This window comes from Rufibacter hautae (assembly GCF_008271695.1).
GTDB lineage: Bacteria > Bacteroidota > Bacteroidia > Cytophagales > Hymenobacteraceae > Nibribacter > Nibribacter hautae.
This window is the reverse complement of record NZ_VKKY01000002.1, coordinates 463,415-483,884: the sequence shown is the minus strand read 5'-3', so window position 1 is coordinate 483,884 and position 20,470 is coordinate 463,415. Positions and strand designations below refer to the sequence as shown.

Here is a 20,470-nt window from a genome sequence, read left to right as displayed (position 1 = left end):
GACAAGATATGTTGAAGTAGTACTCCCCCTATGCATTCGTTTTAAGCCATATTTTTTATAGTGGCCACTTGGAGGCAACATCAGCTATCCTCCATCTGCCTAGCCTTAAAAGGACTGCCTTAGAAATTGTGCACGGCTGATTTCTGAAGCAAGTCTTTGATTTCCGCTTCTAACCGCTCAAAGTTCTGGCGGTTTGCCTCTTCCACGGTGATGATGACTTCTTTTCCATCCTCGCCGGTATAATTCCTAGGGGCCTGCGCTCCTTGGGTAAAGTTGACCACCTTGTTTTCAGCGGTAACGAGGTAGTTGCTTGGAAAACCCATGGTGTGCCTGAACCCGGCAATGTCAATGGTATTGGGGTCTGAAACTTCCTTATGGGAAGGTACCAACGTAATGGCGGAGTTGTATTCTTTGGCTAGACTTGTAAGCCCATCGGCTTGGTCTTGGAACAGAAGAACAAAGTCAATCTGGTCCTGGAACTTCTCTACAATCTGGTTTAAAGCAGGAATCTCTGCCCGACAAGGCACACACCAGGAAGCGGTGATCTGCAGGAGCATCGGTTTGGGTTGCCTGGCCGTTTCAAAAACAGATCCGCTCAGGGACGTGAAGGTATATTCTTTGAGATAGGTATTGACAACGACGGCTTTGATAGAATCGCGGTATTTCTGGGCATTCTCAGAATCACCCTTATCCCAGTATTTTTGGGAGTCTTCGCGGTACTTCTGGATTTTACCCTCAGTGCTCCCCAGGTAAACTTTCTCCGCGGGTAAAACCTCTTCCGACTTCTGAACTTCTTTGGTGCAAGACCATGACAATGATGCTAATAGAATGGAATAAGCGATTCTTTTCATGAAGGTTTAATATGGTATAAAATCTTAAAAGTAGAAGGAGCAGGAATGCTTAGAAAAAGTGACTGCCTTTCCCTCAACGGAATATTAAAGACTTCTAATATACTATCGAAAATCAGTTTAGGGCTATTTTTACTAATTGATGTTAAAACAAAAAGGCCGTTCCTTTGCAGAAGCGGCCTTTTAATATTTTAAGTGTTTGTTTATTAAAACGGAGGAGCATCGTCAAACGAGGAGGCTGGGAACCCGCCACCGTCGTTCATCTTACTGCCTAATCTAATGGTATTTGGTCCTCCCGCTGAGGGTGGTCCATCAAAGTCAGAGGTCGGAAACCCGCCGCCGCCGCCGTCCATGCCGCCGCCGAAGCCATCTTCAAGGTTCCCGAACTTAGTATACTTACCAATAAACTTGAGGTGCACACTGCCCACTTCACCGTTCCGGTGCTTGGCAATGATCACTTCCCCCACGCCCAAGGTTGGGTTACCCATCTCATCCTCGGTGATACCATAGTACTCCGGACGGTACAGGAACACTACCATGTCGGCATCCTGCTCAATGGATCCAGATTCACGTAAGTCGGAAAGCATTGGTTTTTTGTCTCCTCCACGGGTTTCCACGGCCCGGCTCAACTGCGAAAGCGCAATCACCGGTACGTTCAATTCTTTGGCCAGCTGTTTCAAGGCCCGGGAGATAGACGCGATTTCCTGTTCACGGTTACCGCCGCCTTTGCCCTCGGTGTTTCCGCTCATGAGCTGCAGGTAGTCAATGATGACCATCTGGATGTCATGCTGCGCCTTCAAACGACGACATTTAGTGCGGAGCTCCCGGATGGAAAGACCCGGGGTATCATCGATAAAAATAGGGGCTTGGCTCAGGCGGGAAATCTTGTGGTTCAACTGCGCCCACTCGTAATCCGCGAGGTTTCCTTTCTTTATCTTCTCCCCTTCCAGCTCCGCCTCAGCGGAGATAAGACGGTTCACCAACTGAATGGACGACATCTCCAGAGAGAAGATCGCTACTCCTTTGTTGAAGTCCACGGCGGCGTTTCGCATGGCCGAAACCACGAAGGCTGTCTTTCCCATCGCCGGACGGGCGGCCAGAATCACTAAGTCAGAGGGCTGCCAGCCAGAAGTCACGCGGTCCAGGGCGGTAAAGCCGCTTGGTACCCCCGTCAACCCTTCTTTCTGACTTTTCTTCGCTTCCAGTTCCTTGATGGCCTTGTGCATCAAGGACTGCATGTCATCGAAGTTCTTCCGGATGTTGCTTTCAGACACCTCAAACAACTTGGCCTCAGTGCTGTCCAGCAGGTCAAATACGTCGGTGGTATCTTCGTAAGCACGGCCCAGCACCTCAGAAGAGATACTGATGAGATCGCGCTTGATGGCGGCCTCGGTGATGATACGGGCGTGAAACTCAATGTTCGCCGCCGAGTTGATACGGGTGGTGAGCTGGGTCACATAAAAGGCCCCGCCCACAAACTCCAGTTCGCCCTGCTCGCGCAGTTCCTGGGTTACCGTTAAAATATCGATTGGCTCTGATTTGTCAAAAAGGGCCAGAATCGCCTTGAATATGCGCTGGTGCGCGTCTTTGTAGAAACTTTGGGGTTTTAATAAGTCAATTACGGCCGTGAGGGCGTCTTTCTCCAACATGAGCGCACCCAACACCGCCTCTTCCAACTCCAACGCCTGCGGCGGAAGCTTTCCCATTCCGGGTGTTACGGTCTGCTTGGGATTCCAGGCAGCCTTACCCCGCGTCGCTTTTAATTTCATCTCCTCCATAAAAGCAAATGTAACTAAGTTCGGGCCTCAGGTAATCCACAAAAAAGACCTACATATCCACACTCCAGCCACTTATTTTTCAACCACCTGTCTATTCCCTTGATTCTCAAATTGAATCTACTCCTGAGCCGTGGCTAAATAATTTCCGGATTTTCCGCCTGGATGGGTGCAAAAGCAAGATAATGATTGCTGCTTAGGATGTAACAGAATTCCTGAGGAGTGATTTGCTTGTTCAAACATCTTGAAATCAGCCCGGGGTTTGGGGTCTCTTTTCTTAAAAATTGGCTTAAAACGCCTAAAAATCTGATGCATTTTAGCCAAACTTTAGACTCTTGTTTGGTGAACCTTGGAGAGTAATCCACAAATTTTAGGGGAGATATCCACAAATCCGTTGCGGGTCTCGTAGAAGGGCGTATTCTAAAATCACTACATTTGCTCTCTTTGATTGAGACTACATGAGTACAGAGGCGTATCAACACATTCACATGATTGCCATTGGAGGAAGCATTATGCACAACCTTGCCCTGGCATTGCACCGGAAAGGCCTGAAAGTTACAGGCTCAGACGATGAGATTTTTGAACCGGCAAAAGGCCGCTTGGCCGCCGAAGGGTTGCTCCCCGAAGCCGAAGGCTGGTTCCCCGAAAAGCTTCATTCTACCCCCGATGCCGTGATTGTGGGCATGCACGCTCGCCCGGATAACCCTGAGCTGCTCTACGCGCAGGAACACAACATTCCTATTTTCTCCTTCCCCGAGTTCATCTACGAGCAGTCCAAAAACAAGCAGCGCATTGTGATTGCGGGTAGTCACGGCAAGACGTCTATTACGTCTATCATCCTGCACGTGCTCAAGTACCACAACCGCAAGTTTGATTACGCGGTAGGTGCCCAACTGGAAGGCTTCGACCTGATGGTGAAACTCACCGAGGATGCGCCCATCATCGTGATTGAAGGCGACGAGTACCTCTCCTCACCTATCCAGCGTGTTCCCAAGATCCATAAGTACCACCACCACATTGGCGTGATCAGCGGCATCTCTTGGGACCACATCAACGTGTTCCCCACCGAGGAAAACTACCGCGAACAGTTCCGCATTTTCGTGGACATGACGCCTAAGGCCGGCACCCTTATTTACAACCAGGATGATGAGCAGGTGCAGGAAGTGTGCGTGCCGAATGATTCTGATGTGAACTATATCGGATACACCATCCACGAGCACAAAATCAAGAAGAGCGGCAAAACCGTGCTTAAAACTAAGAAGGACGATGTAGAAATCCAGCTTTTCGGGGAGCACAACCTGCGGAACATTAGCGCCGCCAAGGAAGTCTGCAAGCAAATCGGGATCAAAGGCCAAGCGTTCTATGAAGCGCTGGCTACTTTCAAAGGCGCTGCCCGCCGTCTAGAGAAAATTGGCGAGAACGAGCACACGCTGGTGTACAAAGATTTCGCGCACGCCCCGTCTAAACTGAAAGCAACTTCTGAGGCTCTGAAGAAACAGTTCCCGGATAGAAAACTCATTGCCTGCCTGGAACTGCACACCTTCAGCAGTTTGAACAAAGACTTCCTGCCGCAATACAAAGGCACGTTCCTGTCGCCGGATGTGAAGATTGTGTACTTCAACCCGAAGACCCTGGAGCACAAACGCATGCCTCCGCTGGACCCACAAGATCTGAAAGCCGCCTTTGGCGACGAGGGGATTGAAGTGTACACCGATAACCAGGCCCTGCAGGAGTACCTGCTCAACAACAACTGGAAAGACAAAAACCTGCTCATGATGACGTCTGGTAACTTCGGGAACCTGGACCTTCAGCAGTTGGCAGATACCATCACCGCTTCTTAATTCCTGGTTTATGAAATTACATCTGCGCAAACCCATTGTCTTCTTTGACCTGGAAACCACGGGAGTGGACATCTGCCGCGACCGCATCGTGGAAATAAGCATGCTTAAGGTGATGCCCAACGGCGAGGAAATCCTCAAGACCACGCGCGTCAACCCCACCATTCCTATTCCCATTGAGTCCAGCATGATCCACAAGATCTACGACGATGACGTGGCCGACTGCCCTACTTTCGCGAAGCTGGCGAGGTCGCTGGATGATTTCCTGAAAGGCTGTGATTTGGGCGGATTTAACCTCATCAAGTTTGACATTCCTTTGCTGGCCGAGGAGTTCTTGCGTGTGGACATTGACTTTGACATTGAGAACCGTTCCATCGTGGACGTGTGCCGCATTTTCCACCAGATGGAGCAGCGCACGCTTTCGGCGGCCTACAAGTTCTACTGCAACAAGCCCCTGGAGAACGCCCACTCCGCCGAGGCCGACACCATTGCCACTTACGAAATCTTGAAATCACAGGTTGAGATGTACGCGGAGGTGCCCCTCCCCGGTGCCGAGGACCAAGCCATTTTCCCGATCCAGAATGACATGCAGGCGCTGCATAAGTTCACCTTCCAGAAAACCGCTGACCTCTCTGGCTGTATTGTTTTCAACAACCATGGAGTGGAAGTCTTCAACTTCGGGAAACACAAGAATGTAGCCGTAGAGGAAGTATTCAAGAAAGAGCCCAGCTATTATGACTGGATGATGAAGGGAAATTTTCCGCTGTACACCAAGAAAGTCTTAACCCGCATCAAACTTAGGGGCGCCTTGAAGCAAACAGCTTTGAAACTGTAGTTAGGAGTAAGTACCCCGTTTAAAATTATGAATCTTGGCTGTTTTCTTAAAAACAGCCCCTAAACAGAAAGGCCTCTTTCAAAAGGAAGAGGCTTTTCTGTTTTCTTGAAGGTGTGGCAGGGCCAATTTTTATTGCAGAAGTACCTCGTTATCGTGTAACAAGGCTACATTGTCTGGTTTTCTGTAGCGACGTTTCACTGCAACGTAGTACACATCTTCCCTCATGGCCTAAAGGATACATTGTTTTATCGCAAACAACCTTAGAGGCAATAGCAATTACCACGTCTTGTCTCTACATTGATCAGATAATGCGGAAACAAGGCGGTGCCTGGTCTCTACGAATGTTCATACTACATACGCATTTTATTTATTGCCTTTTCTTATCAAATCAGCTTAAAAACAGAACGGCCTTCCCCTTGTTGAGGAAGGCCGTTCTGGTCAAATGATCCATTAATCTTCTACGAGTTGCGGGAGGCTACCTTGCTTTGTCAGACTTCAGCAAGAGCGCTATCAGAACAGCGCTGAAGACAAACCATTTGGTGCTGGCTTTCATGGCTTAGCGGGCTTTGTAGTATTTTTTCGCTTCCGGCATGTTCTTCCTGATATCCGCGATACGGGTTTCGTTGGAAGGGTGCGTACTCAGAAACTCAGGTGGTGACTGTCCGTTGCTGGAGGCAGCCATCCGCTCCCAGAAAGGAATGGCGGCTTCTGGGTTATACCCGGCCATAGACATGAAGATCAGCCCCAGGCGGTCGGCTTCAGACTCCTGGGTCCGCCCGAACTTCATCAAACCTACCCCGGCTCCAATCCCGTAGGCGGTATTCAACACCTGCGAAGAGGCACCTCCGCCCAAAGAACCCAGGGTAGCTCCCCCAAACTCGGCGGCCAATTGCTGGCTGATGCGCTCATTAGAGTGCTTGGCAATGGCGTGCGCAATCTCGTGGCCCATGACCACGGCTAAACCGGTCTCATTTTGCGTGATGGGCAGCAAGCCGGTGTACACCGCGGTTTTTCCGCCGGCCATGGCAAACGCGTTCTGTTGCTTATCGTCTTGGATGAGGTTAAACTCCCACTGATACCCTTCCAACTGAGCCGAGGCACCTTGTTGGCGCATGAAGCTCTCTACGGCGCCTTGGATGCGTTGGCCTACCCGTTTCACCATGGCGGTCTGAGTAGCGTTGGAAGAAAGTTTGCTTTGCTTCATCAGGTCATTGTAGGCCTGGAAAGACATCTGGATCACCTCCTGGTCACCCACCAGCGATAACTGCCGGCGACCTGTGATAGGAACGGTGGTACACCCCGCCAATAGCAGAACCGCCAAGGTGAAGAGTGCATTTTTGAACATGCTCATTTTCATAGATAGGTTAAGGTAATACAAAAAGATCCTGCCGTGGCACTGCCTCTGTCTAGGAACGTTGACCTATACGGAGAATGGAAGACAAAGTGTTGGCCTCTTCAGAATCACGGCGCAAATCTATTTCAATCCTCTATACAATTCCATGCCAATTTTATTTTTAGCCAAGTCTTTTTGCCAGACTTGAGGCGACCACGAGAAAGTCCTATCTTTGAAAACAAAAGACCAGCCATGAAAATACTTGCCATAGGCCGTAACTACTCAGAACATATTGCTGAGCTGAAAAACGAGGTTCCGGATGAGCCCGTGATTTTCTTCAAGCCCGATACTGCCGTTCTGCGCAACAACGAACCTTTCTACTTTCCAGACTACAGCACGGATATCCATTACGAAGTAGAGTTGGTGCTGCGCATCAGCAAGGAAGGCAAGAACATCCAGCCCAAGTTCGCGGCGAAGTATTTTGACGGCATCGGCATTGGCATTGATTTTACCGCCCGTGATTTGCAAACCAAAGCCAAAACGAAAGGCCTGCCCTGGACCCTGGCCAAAGGCTTTAACGGCTCCGCCCCCATCTCAGAATTCTTGCCGGTGGAGGAATTTCCGGCGTTTGACAACATCAACTTCAGCCTGAAACAGAACGGCGAGCTGAAACAGCAGGGAAATTCAGGCATGATGATCCATGACTTTGGCGCTATTCTGGCGTATATGTCCCGGTTCATCACCCTCAAGAAAGGCGACCTTATTTTCACTGGCACGCCGGCGGGCGTAGGCCCCGTTAAAATAGGAGACCGGCTGGAGGCGTTTATAGAAGACAAAAACCTTTTGAATTTTGAAGTTAAGTAGCGTACGTTCCTTTTTCATTGCCATTCTGCTGGGAAGTAGCGGGGCTGCCCTGGCGCAGGCCCAGCCTACCCCCCAGGCATCTTTTTCCGCCAACCCCTTTGCGTTCCCCATCAAACCCGGCACCCAGAACTTCCTCTCGGGCAGCATGGGTGAGATCAGGCCCAACCACTTCCACGGCGGCATTGACATCAAGACCGAGGGCAAGATAGGTTTGCCGGTCTACTCCGCCGGCGATGGCTACATCTCTTATGTGAAGCTCTCCAGCTACGGCTACGGCAACCTGGTGTTCGTGACCCACACCAACGGTTTGATCACTACCTACGGCCACCTGAACCATTTGGTACCGGCCTTGGCTGACTACATGCTGGGGTTGCAGTACCAGAAAAAGTCTTTTGACGTGGAGGCGTCTTTCAACGAGGCCCAGTTCCCCGTAAAGAAAGGTGACGTTATCGCCTTCTCCGGCAACACGGGCGGCTCCGGCGGGCCGCACCTGCACTTTGAGGTACGGGATGCCAAAAACAACCTGCTCAACCCGCTGCGCTACGGCTTTCCCGAGATTGTGGACCAGATACCACCCACCGTCTACAACTTCGCCCTGACGCCGCAGAGCATTGACGCCCGCGTGAAAGGCGAATTCAAGCGGCAAGAGTTCACGCCGGTGAAACAAGGCAATAGCTATACCATCGCAGATACGCTTTCCGCCTCGGGGTTGCTGGGGCTGGAAATCCAGGCGATTGACCAGTACAACGGCGCGGCCAACACCAACGGCGTGCAGTCTATGGAACTGAAGATCAATGGAGAACCGGTTTACCGCCACACCATTGACGGCGTGCCGTTTGATAAGCAGCGGCAGGTATCGGCGCACATCAACTTTCCGGTGCTCAAGATCAACAACCGGGCTTTCCAGCGGCTGTACATGGCCGACGGCAATAACCTGCCCATCTATGAGATTGACCATAACCGGGGCCGGTTCCGGATTGAGGAAGGCAAGGTATACGAGGTAACCGCCGATCTGTACGACTCTTATAAGAACACCACCCAACTGCGTTTCTACCTCAAAGGCGAAAGCAGTGCCTATAAATCCATGGGAACGCCGCAGGTAGCCAAACCCAAAATCGGGCATGAAATAGTGGAGAGTTTCCTGAAAATCACGGTGGCAGATACCGCCAAAGCTCCCCGTAACCTGGACTTGTACATCGGCAACTATAAATATGCGGTGATTCCGTCTTACACCACCAAAGCGGGATCGGTGTACCTGTATAACATGATAGGAGGCCTGCCTGATTCAGCCGAGGTGGGCGGCACCCGAGTGCGGTTCCCCTTCAGCCACCTCATTCCGCCGGGCACCGAGTACCTGTACTCCAACCGGTTCATGGACATCACCTTCGGAAAGAACTCGCTGTATGACACGTTGATTCTGCAGACTTCGCACGATGCGCAGGATGTCTTCAGCATCAACAACCCCTTGACGACGTTGTTCCAACCGGCCAAAGTCACCATCAGGCCCGCCAAACTGCCGCTGGACAAAACCAAAGCGGCGGTGTACGCGCTGGGCTGGGGCAAGGGCGCCGGGTTCCTGGGCGGCACCTGGAACGGAGACGCTATCACCTTCAGCGCCAAAGACCTGGGCAAATTCAAAGTCCTGAGCGATACCGTGGCGCCTACCGTGAAACTGGTCAGCAAATCTCCGAACCAGCTCAGCTTCAGGATCTGGGACAACTTGTCGGGAATTGCCAATTGGAGCTGCGAGGTGAACGGCCAATGGCTCCTGCTCAAATGGGAACACAAAAACTCCACCCTCACCTCAGAGAGACTGGATAAAACTGTACCTTTGGCCGGTGACGTAGTGCTGCGCGTGAAAGATGCCATGGGCAACGAAGCCGTGTACACTACTAAAATTTAATATTGTTGATTGTTAATTGCTGATTGTTTCTTTTGGTAATCAGAAGCCAATGATCCTTCTGAATTTAGCTATCTGCGTTAGGCCTGTTTTTAGAAAATAAGCCTTAAAACAGTTACCATTGACAGCTTCAACAATTAACAATCAACAACCAACAACTAACAATCAAAAAAGAATGCTACAGATAGGTGACGCGGCCCCAGACTTTGAGGTGAAAGACCAAAATGGTGCGCCGGTGAAAATGAGCCAATTCAGAGGCAAAAAGGTGGTGCTTTACTTCTACCCCAAAGACGACACGCCGGGCTGCACGGCCCAGGCCTGTAACCTCCGCGACAACTATGACGCGCTGCTGGCCCAAGGCTACGTGGTGCTTGGCGTGAGCGTGGACGATGAGAAGTCACACCAGAAGTTCATCCAAAAGTTTGAGCTGCCCTTCCCCCTACTGGCCGATACCGAGCACGAGATCGTGGAGAAATACGGCGTTTGGCAGGAGAAAAGCATGTACGGCCGCAAATACATGGGCACTATGCGCTACACCTTCGTGATTGACGAGGAAGGCAAGATTGAGGACATCATCACCAAGGTAGACACCAAGAACCACACCGCGCAGTTGCTGAAATAACGTTTGAAGAGCCGCCGCTCCCATCCTTGGGGTAGGCAGCTCTTTTTTGTTTTAGGCCAATTTTCCTAAATTCTGGCGCTAAACGGATTTATTGAAGGCCAGCCTTCCTATTTTCAACCTTTAAAACCTCCACCTTTTCATATGAACCCATTCAACTACGACGCGGATCAACTGCTGAACGTGGCCTACCAGGTACGCCGCGATATCGTGCGCATGGTGCATGCCGTGAACTCGGGCCACCCGGGCGGCTCGCTGGGCTGCACCGAATTCCTGGTATCGCTGTACTTCCGGCAGATGACCCACAAGCCCGAGTTTGACATGAACGGCATCGGCGAGGATCTGTTCTTCTTGTCTAATGGGCACATCTCCCCGGTTTGGTACAGCACGCTGGCCCGTGCCGGCTACTTTGATCCAAAAGAGTTGGCTACCTTCCGGAAACTGAATTCCCGTTTGCAGGGCCACCCGGCCACGGAGGAAGGGCTGCCCGGCATCCGGATCGCGTCTGGTTCTCTGGGCCAGGGTCCATCGGTGGCTACTGGAGCGGCGCAGATCAAGAAACTGAACGGCGATGACAAACTGGTGTATGTGCTTACCGGCGACGGTGAGTTGGAGGAAGGCCAGGTTTGGGAAGCTGCCATGTACGCCGCCCACCACAAAGTAGATAACCTCATCTGGACCGTGGACTACAACGGCCAACAGATTGACGGTCCGGTAGACGCGGTAATGAGTTTGGGTAACCTGCGCGCCAAGTTTGAGGCCTTCGGCTGGAAAGTACTGAACTGCGACAACGGGAACAACTTTGCCAGCCTGATTCCGGTGCTGGATGAAGCCAAAGCCTTGTCTGGCCAGGGTCAACCTATCTGTATTCTCATGAACACCCAAATGGGCTTCGGGGTAGACTTCATGATGGGCTCACACAAATGGCATGGCGTAGCGCCTAACGATGCCCAGTTGGAGCAGGCGTTGGTACAACTGAAAGAAACCCTCAACGACTATTAATCATTTCTCTGGCGGGCAGGCGCTCTGGCGTCTGCCCATCTTCCCTTCTTAGGTATGACGTTCCTGCGCTCCGTTTATCTGTGGCTCATCTGCTTTCTTATAGGAGGCATGACGGTTCTGCCTGCGGCTGCGCAAAACAAGGCACCGGCGCCCAAGAAGACGCGACTGTTGTTTCTCTTGGATGCCTCAGGCTCCATGCAGGCCAAATGGGAAACCAGCGACCGCTGGAAAGTAGCCCAGCGCATGCTGGCCCGCATGGCCGATTCCCTGGACTCTTATGCCAACCTGGAGATCGCGCTGCGGGTGTACGGGCACCAGACGCCGGTCAACCTCAAGAACTGCAAAGACACCAAGCTGGAGGTTCCGTTTGCCGCCCATAATGCCGCCGCCATTAAAAAGCGGCTGCAGCAGATCACGCCCAAAGGCAACACACCCATCACCTACTCCCTGGAGCAATCCGCGAATGATTTTCCGGCGGATGCCAATTCGCGTAATGTGATCGTGATCATTACCGATGGTCTGGAAAGCTGCGGCGGAGATCCCTGCGCTACCTCGCTGGCGCTCCAGAAAAAGCGGGTTTTCCTTAAACCGTTCATTATTGGCTTGGGCGATGACCCGGGGTACGCGCAGCAGTTTGGGTGCATGGGCCAGTACTACAACGCCTCAGACATCAAAACCTTCCAGAAGGTGCTGGACAACGTCATCAGTATCGCTTTGAAGAAGACTACGGTGTCAGTAGAGCTAACGGATGACGCCGGCCGGCCGGTAGAAACCAATGTGAACCTCACGTTCCTGAACAACGTGACCGGCCAGCCGGAGTACAACTTTGTGCATTTTCTGGATCTGGCGGGCAAGCCCGATATGCTGGAAATTGACGCGCTGCTTTCTTATGACCTGGTGGTAAACACGCTGCCCGCGGTGGAACTGAAAAACCTGAACATTAAGCCGGGGCAACACAACGTGTTCAAAGTGAAAGCGCCACAGGGCTACTTGTATCTGCGGCAGGATGCGCCCACCTCCTACGGCTCCGTGACGGCGCTGGTACGCGAGAAAGGCAGTCCGTACATTCTGGAGACCCAGCGCTTCCCCAGCCAGCAGAAATACCTTACTGGAACCTACGAAGTGGAATTGCTTACTTTGCCGCGCATCCGCAAGACGGTAACCATCAAACAGAGTCAGGCCACGGAAATCACCTTTGCGCCGCCGGGCGCGCTCAACATCACACAGGACCTGAAAGGCTACGGTAGTCTGTACCTGGTGAACAATGACGGCACCCAGGACTGGCTCTGGAACCTGCCCGAGGGCAGCAGTAAGATAAGCCTACCCTTGCAGCCCGGCCGTTACCGCGTGGTTTATAGGCTAAAATCTGCAAAAGGCAGCCAATTCACCGACGTAAAGAATTTTACCATAAAATCGAATTTAACGACGACGATAAAACTTTTCAACTAAGATGAAGGACTTCCCATATTCAGAATCTAAAGATACCCGCTCCGGTTTCGGGGCTGGCCTGCTGGAACTAGGCCGTACCAATCCTAACGTGGTGGCCCTGTGCGCCGACCTGGTTGGCTCCCTTAAAATGGGCGACTTCATCAAGGAGTTTCCGGAGCGTTTTTTCCAGGTGGGGATTGCCGAGGCCAACATGATTGGGCTGGCCGCGGGGATGACCATTGGCGGTAAGATCCCATTCACTGGTACGTTCGCCAACTTCTCTACCGGCCGGGTGTATGACCAAATTCGCCAGAGCGTGGCCTATTCGGGTAAGAACGTGAAGATCTGCGCGTCGCACGCGGGTTTGACCCTAGGCGAGGACGGCGCCACGCACCAGATTCTGGAGGATTTGGGCATGATGAAGATGCTGCCGCACATGACGGTGATCAACCCGTGTGACTTCAACCAGACCAAAGCCGCCACCATCGCCATTGCCGATTATGAAGGCCCAGTGTACCTGCGCTTCGGAAGACCGGTGGTACCTAACTTCACCCCCGCTGACCAGAAATTCGAGATTGGGAAAGCGTTGATGCTGAACGAAGGCAAAGACGTGACCATTCTGGCTACCGGTCATTTGGTTTGGAAAGCCATCCTGGCGGGCAAACTGCTGGCCGAGCAAGGCATCGATGCCGAGATCATCAACATCCACACCATCAAGCCACTGGATACGGAAGCTATTTTGGCCTCGGTACGCAAGACCGGTTGCGTGGTGACCGCAGAGGAGCACAACTACAACGGCGGATTGGGTGAATCGGTGGCCCGCGTTCTGGCCCAGCAGTTACCGTCGCCGCAGGAGTTTGTGGCGGTGATGGATACCTTCGGGGAAAGCGGCACGCCGGAGCAGCTGATGGAGAAGTACGGCCTTAATGAGCAGAGCATTGTTTCTGCGGTTCAGCGCGTTATCTCCCGCAAGAAATAATCTCAAGAGGTGACTAGCTAATAATAACTTAAATAATGATCCCGCTTCTGTTTAGGGGCCGTTTTCCAGAAATCGGCCCCTAAACAGAAGCGTTATTTCACCATAAACCAAACCTGAATTTGATTACACCTCTACTCTGAGCCAAACACAAACATCACGTACCTGAACCACGCCCTTCCCTTGGAAGACAAAGAGATTTTAGAGAAATTCCAGCACCCAGATTCCCGGAACCTGGCCTTTAACCAGCTTGTGCGCAAGTACCAGCAGAAGGTGTATTGGCACGTCCGCAAAATGGTCATCGACCATGACGATGCCGATGACCTGACCCAGGAGGTGTTTGTGAAGGTCTGGACCAATCTGGAGAATTTCCGGAAAGATTCTCAGCTCTACACCTGGATCTACCGCATTGCCACCAATGAGTGTCTCAACTTCCTGAGCGCTAAAAAGAAACGCTTTTTCCTGCCCATCCATGACGTGGCCGCCGAGCTCACGCAGAAGCTGGATTCTACAGACACGCTCTCCGGCGACGAGGTGCAGCTGAAACTCCAAAAGGCACTTCTGCGTCTGCCTGACAAGCAACGGCTGGTCTTCAACATGAAATACTTTGACGATCTCAAGTACGAGGAGATCTCTGAGATTCTGGGCACCTCGGTGGGCGCGCTCAAGGCTTCTTACCACATTGCGGTAAAAAAAATTGAGGAATATTTGAAAAAAGATTAAACCTCTTCAGACAAAACACATCTAAGAAACAGATGGATAGGAAAAAGGAGCTAGATATGGCAGATTTACCCAAGGACCCGGGCTTTCAAGTACCCGAGCATTATTTTGATGCTCTGCCCACGCGCATCATGCAGCGGACGGCCTACGCCGCGCCAGCTCGTGCAGCGTCACCAGTGGCATGGTTCTGGCAGTTCAGGACGGCTGTAGCCGGCGCCTCTTTGGGTGTGGTGTTTGCCGTGTCTTTTCTGGCCACCCAGTACTTTGACGCCAACCCGTCTACAGACGCGGTAATGGCCCAGATATCGCAGAAAGATATCTTCCAGTACCTGGTGAACCACGAAGAACTGGAAACCGCCGACTTAGCCGAGGTACCGGCCGTGAAGCCGAACCAGTCGCTGGAGTTCCTGGATGTCCGCCGCAATGATCTGAATGAAACCCATACCCAGGAGTTGTTGGAAGAAGAGTATGATTACCGTTAATCCTAAAAGAATGAAATTGACCAAGTTGCTGTTTCTGTTTTTCCTGTTCACCGGCTCGGTTGCCGTAGCCCATGGCCAGAACAAAGAAACACCCGAGGAACGCAAAGCCCGCATAGAGAAAATAGAGACGGCCAAGATTGCCTTCATCACCGACAAGATAAACCTCTCCGGCGACCAGGCCCAGCGTTTCTGGCCCGTTTACCAGGAACATGACCGGAAACGGAACGATCTGCGCCAGAAAAGCCGCCCCTACAAAGAACAGAACCTGAACGCCCTCACCGACGAGCAGATTCAGGCTGGATTAGAGGCCCGTTTGAACATCCGCCAAAGAGAACTGGACCTGGAAAAAGAATACATGGACAAATACCTGCGCATCATCAGTCCTCGCCAACTGGCTTTGTTTTACCGTGCAGAGCGCGAGTTCACCAAGCTGTTGCTGGAGCGTTTGCAGACGGCTAAGAAATAAAGATTTGGTTTTAGTGTGAATAGGGAGGCGAAAGTCTCCCTTTTTGTTTTAGCCTATTATTAAAAATAATTCCCCTCTTCTCCTGGTTCAAGTTTTCAACTTGGACCTACAATGGTCTGCAGTTTGCAACTGCAGTGAGGCGCGAGCCTCAGAACCGCTTTAGAGGTAGTTACTTCCTATTCCCTTTCTTCTAACTCTTTGGCTGCAGCCGGGTCTGCGGGCGTTCGTCACTTTTCTCCTTGATGAGAAAAGTAACCAAAAGAATCAAGAAGCCTCAAACTCGCTGACGCTCGGACAGTGAGGCTTCAGTAAAGGTACCACCTGGCTAAAGCTATCTATTATATAGTCTACGCAGGCCACTACCACCTGAACTGTCCTTCCGTGCGGCGGGCCGTGCCTCGGCCTCACTGTAGGCCTTCGCCCTGCCCTGCCGCAGGAAACAGATGCGCTTGGTATCTGCTAGGATTATCTGGTAATGTAGAGACAAGGCATGCCTTGTCTCCAACGGGGTCTCCGCAATAACCAGTAGCTACCTGTAAGGGCACCCACAAGAGGTGCCCCTACATCATATTACCTTCCTCCTATCAACCCCGTTCGTCGTGCCAACCTTTGATGGTGTTATCACCCACAACCAGAACTGCCATTTATCCGCCTCCTCACGCATTCTGGGATTCCCCTCCTGGGAGGGGTTGGGGTGGGTTACGTTTCCACCTAGATTTCGGCAAAACAGGCTAGAAACAGTTCCGCTACTTCCCTCCTAATTGATACAAGCCATACCCATTGAAAGCCCTTACCCGCTTCTTTGTATCTTTGCCCCAGATTAACCTTGACCACTATGCTTTCACCTCGCCAGCTCTTCCTGCAACACCAAGCCCAGACCACTGATTTTCCCTTGCTTTTAGAAGTCGAGCGGGCCGAGGGGGTATACATGTATGGGCCAAACGGCGAACGGTACCTGGACCTGATCTCGGGGATTGGGGTAAGCAACGTAGGGCATCGGCACCCTAGGGTGTTGCAGGCCATCCAGGGGCAACTGGAAAAATACCTGCACCTGATGGTGTACGGCGAGATTGTGCAGGCACCGCCGGCCCAACTGGCACATGCGCTGGCGCAAACCCTTCCGGCTGGGCTGGACAATGTCTATTTCGTTTCCTCGGGCAGCGAGGCGGTGGAAGGGGCCTGTAAACTGGCCAAGCGCTTCACCGGCCGCACCGAGCTGGTGGCATTTGAGAATGCCTATCATGGTTCCACCCAGGGCTCTTTGTCCTTGAACGGATCGGAAAGCTTCAAACGGGCCTTTCGGCCGCTGTTGCCTGATGTGCGGCACATCCGGCATAACCAAGTGGAGGATTTGGCGCAGATCACCTCGCGTACGGCGGCGGTGATTCTGGAGACGGTGCAGGGCGAGGCGGGGGTCAGGGTTCCTTCTGTGGACTATCTTCAGGCGCTCCAGGCTCGCTGCAAAGAAGTAGGCGCGCTCCTGATCCTGGACGAGATTCAGAGCGGCTTTGGGCGTACCGGCACGTTCTGGGCATTTGAGCAGTTTGGTGTGGTACCGGATATTCTCACTTGTGCCAAAGGCATGGGCGGCGGCATGCCCATCGGCGCATTTATCTCCCGCCAGGAAATCATGCATTCGCTCAAGAATGATCCCATGCTGGGCCACATTACTACGTTTGGCGGTCACCCGGTTTCCTGCGCAGCTTCGCTGGCCACGCTGCAGGTGATTCAAGAAGAAGAATTGCTGCTGCAGGTGAACGCCAAAGCTGCCCGGTTCAAAGAGCGGTTGGTGCACCCGGCCATTAAAGAGATCAGGAACCTGGGTCTCATGATGGCGGTGGAGTTTGACTCTTTTGACATCCTGAAACCTATCATTGACAATGCCATCCTAAAAGGCGCCCTCACGGACTGGTTCCTGTTCTGCGACAAATCCATGCGCATTGCCCCTCCCCTTACCATTACCTTTCCTGAGATTGACGAAGCCTGTGACATCATCCTGGCGGCTATTGCCGAGGAAGTTCGTTTTTGAGCCGTTTTCCCGTAAATAAGCACAAATCAGCCCAAGTATATTCCTGAACCTTTTAGACCCTGTGCCAGTACAAGACACGAATTAGTTTCTGCTTATTCTGCTGCCTTGACATACCTATCCGTAGATACAACTACCAACCTTTTTAACTTGGTGCCTGCCACATGGAGATAGCCTTAGTTCTGTTCTTACTTTTGGCTGCTGTTGCCCTGTTCGCCTCAGAGAAGCTTTCAGTAGACATCGTCACGCTCATTCTCCTCATCATTCTAACCGGCACCCAGATCATCACGCCCGCCGAGGCCTTTGCCGGCTTCAGCAGTGATTTCATCATCATTCTGGCGTCTATCTTCGTGATTGGGACGGCGCTGGAAGACACCGGTATTCTGGATTTCCTGGTGAACTGGCTTATGCGGCACGCGGGGCACCGGCCCAATACCCTGCTTTTCTCCATCATGTTTTTCCCGGGCTTGGTGTCAGCGTTCATGAACAACACCACCGTGACGGCCCTTTTTGTGACGCCTATTGTGGGTGTGGCCAAGAAAATGCGCGCCAGTAGTTCAAAATTCCTCATGCCGCTGGCGTATGCCTCTATTTTGGGCGGTACCTGTACCTTGATTGGCACTTCCACCAACGTGGCCGTGAGCGGATACATGAGCAAAGCGGGCTATGAGCCGTTCGGGTTCTTTGAGTTTTCGGGCATTGGCATAGTGATTTTCATGGTGGGGATCGCCTACATGATGACCATCGGGAAGCGCATGCTGCCCCAGACCGCTTCGGTGGGCCTTACTACCCGCTATAACATCAAAACCTACCTCACCGAGATCCTGGTGCAGGAAGATTCGCCTTTGATTGGTCAGGTGGCGTTTACCTCCGATCTCTCTAAAATGGGTTTCCGCATCCTCAACATCATCCGGAGCAAAGAAAACTTCCTGCCCGATTACCGCACCCGCATCAGGAGCAATGATGTGCTGCTGGTGGAGGGCGAGATGGACGACCTCATCAAGGTGAAGGAAACCAAAGGCATCCAGATTCTGGCCGATGTGATTGTGGAGGACGATCTGGTGGGCGGCGACATCCGGCTAGCGGAGATTCTGATTACGGGCCAGTCTGATTTGCTCAAAAACACCATCAAGCAGGTGGAATTTCTACGGCGTTTCGGGTTGGTGGTGCTGGCGGTCTCCCGACAGGGCGAAACCATCAGGACTAAGATTGGCGATGTGCAGCTTCAGCTGGGTGACTTACTTCTGGTGCAGGGATCGGGGGAACGAGTGGAACACCTGAAAACAACCCAGCACTTGACGGTCTTGGGAGAGTTCAAACCTATTCTGTTTAAACGGCGCAAAGGTATTTTAACGCTGTCTTTCTTTATCGTGGCCATTTTAGTGGGTAGCCTGAACCTGCTGCCTTTGTCAATCTGTTTTTTGGGCGCGGCCGTGCTCAGCGTGCTGTTCAAATGCATCTCCACTGATAGAGCCTATCAGGTGATTGACTGGCGCTTGCTCATCTTAATTGGCGGAATGACCGCCTTCGGGATGGCCATGGAGAACACCGGCGCCGATAAGTTCCTGGCCAACGCCATTGTGAACCTTCTGCAACCCTTTGGTACCATCGTCATAATGGCCGGATTTGTCCTGCTCACCGTTTTCCTTACCCAGCCCATGTCCAACGCGGCAGCCGCTTTGGTGGTACTGCCAGTGGCCTTGCAAACAGCCATTCAGCTGGGGGTGAGCCCACGTACCTTTGCCGTGGCCATTATGCTGTCTGCCTCGGTTTCTTTGGTGACGCCGTTTGAGCCTTCCTGTATTCTGGTGTATGGCCCGGGCAAGTACACGTTCAAAGACTTCCTCAAGATCGGGTCAGGGCTTACGCTTTTGCTGGTGATTATCATCCTGGTAATGGTGCCTATGTTCTGGCCGCTATAATCTGTTTTAGCCCTGTTTTTGAAGAATCGGCTTTAAAACAGCTGCCATCCGGTAGCCTGTTTACAGATTCACGCGTACAGAGAAGGCTAACTTTTGTGTACGATCTATGAACCGCGCTGCCCTGTTTGTCTCCCTTCTGCTTTTAGGCTGTTCTCCTGAGAAAGCCCGAGAAACGCTGGCCGAGGAACCCATTGCTGCCGCTGATACCGTCCTAGAGGAAGTAGCAGACTCGGTGACCGATGCCTCGCTTGACGGTACCGCCACCAGCACGGTTCCCCTGGACGTACGGCAACAGCTTCCGGCCGAACTGGAGGTGCACCTGGACCGGACCCACGGCCTCTGGCAGTTCCCTACCCTTACCCCCACAGATTTGCAGCGGATTCCGGAGGAAGAACAAGGGCCTTACTACGTGCAGGCAGATTTTAACGGGGATAAAAAGCAAGATTACGCCATCCAGCTCATGGAGCGGGACTCAGCGTTTGTGTATGCCTTTGTGATGCGTTCTGAGGGCGATTTTCAGGAATTCCTTCTGGAACGGGACAAACTGTATGATATGGATAACCAGAAAAGGAGTATCCATTACCTGAGGCTAGCCAAGAAAACCGATCGGTATTATGACTATGCCACCAAACAGCACTTTACTATTGCACAGGATGGCATTTCCGTGGGGGCCGAGAACTACACCGCCACCTACGTTTGGGAGAAAGGGAAATTCAGGAAATTTGAAACAGGTGACTAAGCGCCTGGTTACTGGAGCTCCAGGAAATGGATGGCTTCGTCTTTTATCTCTTCCCGGGTGAGGCCGTCTTTCACCCCCGTGGTGATTTTCTTCACCAACACACCCACTACTGCTTTTCTAAAGCCCATTTTGGTGGCAATGTCAATGCAGAACTCCATCTCGCTGTCATCCACAATACCATCGGCCAGCATCATCTCCACCAGGTCATAGACTTGGTCAAACCGGTCTATGTCATTGTTGGGCATGGTGAGTTTCACGCTTCCGCAGTTGGCCAGCAGGGCCCGCACATCCTGCGCCCGCATTCCCTTCCGTGCGCCAATGGCAATGATATGTTCCATCTCGGCAGAATCTATGTGCCCATCAATTTTAGCCAACGCCCCTAAATTAACAATATGGCTCTTGAGCCGTTTTGTTTCTTCACTCTCAAAAATTGAAAACATAGAGTTACATGATTGGTGGAAGAAAATTTTTTCTAGTGGTTGCACGGCCTTTGCGCAAATTTTTGCACCCGTCCAATTTCACGATATAATTTACGGACTTTTGAAAAAAATCGCTGCCCCATTTCCTTAAAAGTATTTATATTTTTCTTTATCGCCTTTTTAATCGTAGAACTGGTAAAAAGTCCTGCATTATAAGCGGGGCTGCAGAGCGAAGATTGGGGGGTATTTGGCAGATGAGTAACCAAAAAAGCTTGAGT

Annotated in this window: 18 protein-coding genes; 14 read left to right on the top strand and 4 right to left on the bottom strand. The window is 51.9% G+C overall.

Going from position 1 to position 20,470, the window contains the following annotated elements; genetic code table 11:
* Positions 1 to 119 precede the first annotated feature (119 nt).
* Together FOA19_RS10870 and dnaB are read right to left on the bottom strand one after the other, a co-directional pair.
* Positions 120 to 851 (bottom strand): TlpA family protein disulfide reductase, encoded by a 732-nt coding sequence (locus FOA19_RS10870; RefSeq protein WP_149090851.1) that lies wholly within the window; start codon positions 849 to 851, stop codon positions 120 to 122.
* A 203-nt stretch (positions 852 to 1,054) separates the two neighbouring features.
* Positions 1,055 to 2,617 carry a replicative DNA helicase gene (dnaB, locus tag FOA19_RS10865; RefSeq protein WP_223808847.1) on the bottom strand — a complete coding sequence of 521 codons (1,563 nt, stop codon included), beginning with the start codon at positions 2,615 to 2,617 and terminating at the stop codon, positions 1,055 to 1,057.
* A gap of 464 nt (positions 2,618 to 3,081) precedes the next feature.
* On the opposite strand from dnaB, the gene FOA19_RS10860 reads away from it, so the two are divergent.
* Together FOA19_RS10860 and FOA19_RS10855 are read left to right on the top strand one after the other, a co-directional pair.
* The gene (locus FOA19_RS10860) at positions 3,082 to 4,464 is read left to right on the top strand and encodes a UDP-N-acetylmuramate--L-alanine ligase (RefSeq protein ID WP_149090849.1); all 1,383 of its coding nucleotides are present in this window, start codon (positions 3,082 to 3,084) and stop codon (positions 4,462 to 4,464) included.
* A 10-nt stretch (positions 4,465 to 4,474) separates the two neighbouring features.
* The gene (locus tag FOA19_RS10855) at positions 4,475 to 5,296 is read left to right on the top strand and encodes a 3'-5' exonuclease (RefSeq protein WP_149090848.1); all 822 of its coding nucleotides are present in this window, start codon (positions 4,475 to 4,477) and stop codon (positions 5,294 to 5,296) included.
* 556 nt (positions 5,297 to 5,852) lie between these two features.
* Here FOA19_RS10855 and FOA19_RS10850 read toward each other — a convergent pair.
* Entirely contained in the window at positions 5,853 to 6,647 is a 795-nt protein-coding gene (locus FOA19_RS10850) for a M48 family metallopeptidase (RefSeq protein ID WP_317132031.1), read from the bottom strand.
* A gap of 234 nt (positions 6,648 to 6,881) precedes the next feature.
* Here FOA19_RS10850 and FOA19_RS10845 point away from each other — a divergent pair, with 234 nt between their 5' ends.
* The 12 genes from FOA19_RS10845 to FOA19_RS10790 all read left to right on the top strand — a co-directional run bounded on the left by FOA19_RS10845 (position 6,882) and on the right by FOA19_RS10790 (position 19,773).
* Positions 6,882 to 7,493, top strand: coding sequence for a fumarylacetoacetate hydrolase family protein (locus tag FOA19_RS10845; protein WP_149090847.1), 612 nt, complete (start codon positions 6,882 to 6,884; stop codon positions 7,491 to 7,493).
* The gene (locus FOA19_RS10840) at positions 7,480 to 9,396 is read left to right on the top strand and encodes a M23 family metallopeptidase (RefSeq protein WP_223808846.1); all 1,917 of its coding nucleotides are present in this window, start codon (positions 7,480 to 7,482) and stop codon (positions 9,394 to 9,396) included. Before FOA19_RS10845 ends, FOA19_RS10840 begins: the two co-directional genes overlap by 14 nt.
* A gap of 172 nt (positions 9,397 to 9,568) precedes the next feature.
* Complete coding sequence (gene bcp, locus FOA19_RS10835) at positions 9,569 to 10,015, top strand: thioredoxin-dependent thiol peroxidase (RefSeq protein WP_149090846.1); 447 nt, start codon at positions 9,569 to 9,571, stop codon at positions 10,013 to 10,015.
* 141 nt (positions 10,016 to 10,156) lie between these two features.
* Positions 10,157 to 11,014 carry a transketolase gene (locus tag FOA19_RS10830; protein ID WP_149090845.1) on the top strand — a complete coding sequence of 286 codons (858 nt, stop codon included), beginning with the start codon at positions 10,157 to 10,159 and terminating at the stop codon, positions 11,012 to 11,014.
* A gap of 54 nt (positions 11,015 to 11,068) precedes the next feature.
* Positions 11,069 to 12,463, top strand: coding sequence for a vWA domain-containing protein (locus FOA19_RS10825; protein WP_223808845.1), 1,395 nt, complete (start codon positions 11,069 to 11,071; stop codon positions 12,461 to 12,463).
* Position 12,464: 1 nt separating this feature from the next.
* Complete coding sequence (locus FOA19_RS10820; protein WP_149090844.1) at positions 12,465 to 13,421, top strand: transketolase family protein; 957 nt, start codon at positions 12,465 to 12,467, stop codon at positions 13,419 to 13,421.
* 180 nt (positions 13,422 to 13,601) lie between these two features.
* The gene (locus FOA19_RS10815) at positions 13,602 to 14,141 is read left to right on the top strand and encodes an RNA polymerase sigma factor (protein WP_149090843.1); all 540 of its coding nucleotides are present in this window, start codon (positions 13,602 to 13,604) and stop codon (positions 14,139 to 14,141) included.
* A gap of 56 nt (positions 14,142 to 14,197) precedes the next feature.
* Positions 14,198 to 14,620 carry a hypothetical protein gene (locus FOA19_RS10810; protein ID WP_149090842.1) on the top strand — a complete coding sequence of 141 codons (423 nt, stop codon included), beginning with the start codon at positions 14,198 to 14,200 and terminating at the stop codon, positions 14,618 to 14,620.
* Between the two features lie 10 nt (positions 14,621 to 14,630).
* Complete coding sequence (locus FOA19_RS10805; protein ID WP_149090841.1) at positions 14,631 to 15,086, top strand: hypothetical protein; 456 nt, start codon at positions 14,631 to 14,633, stop codon at positions 15,084 to 15,086.
* A gap of 835 nt (positions 15,087 to 15,921) precedes the next feature.
* The gene (locus tag FOA19_RS10800; protein ID WP_149090840.1) at positions 15,922 to 17,115 is read left to right on the top strand and encodes an aspartate aminotransferase family protein; all 1,194 of its coding nucleotides are present in this window, start codon (positions 15,922 to 15,924) and stop codon (positions 17,113 to 17,115) included.
* Positions 17,116 to 17,276: 161 nt separating this feature from the next.
* Positions 17,277 to 19,034 (top strand): SLC13 family permease, encoded by a 1,758-nt coding sequence (locus tag FOA19_RS10795; RefSeq protein WP_149090839.1) that lies wholly within the window; start codon positions 17,277 to 17,279, stop codon positions 19,032 to 19,034.
* A 106-nt stretch (positions 19,035 to 19,140) separates the two neighbouring features.
* A complete protein-coding gene (locus FOA19_RS10790) occupies positions 19,141 to 19,773 on the top strand; it encodes a hypothetical protein (protein ID WP_149090838.1) in 633 nt (210 codons plus the stop codon).
* Positions 19,774 to 19,781: 8 nt separating this feature from the next.
* Here FOA19_RS10790 and FOA19_RS10785 read toward each other — a convergent pair whose 3' ends face one another.
* A complete protein-coding gene (locus tag FOA19_RS10785; RefSeq protein WP_223808844.1) occupies positions 19,782 to 20,111 on the bottom strand; it encodes a TerB family tellurite resistance protein in 330 nt (109 codons plus the stop codon).
* Positions 20,112 to 20,470: the final 359 nt, after the last annotated feature.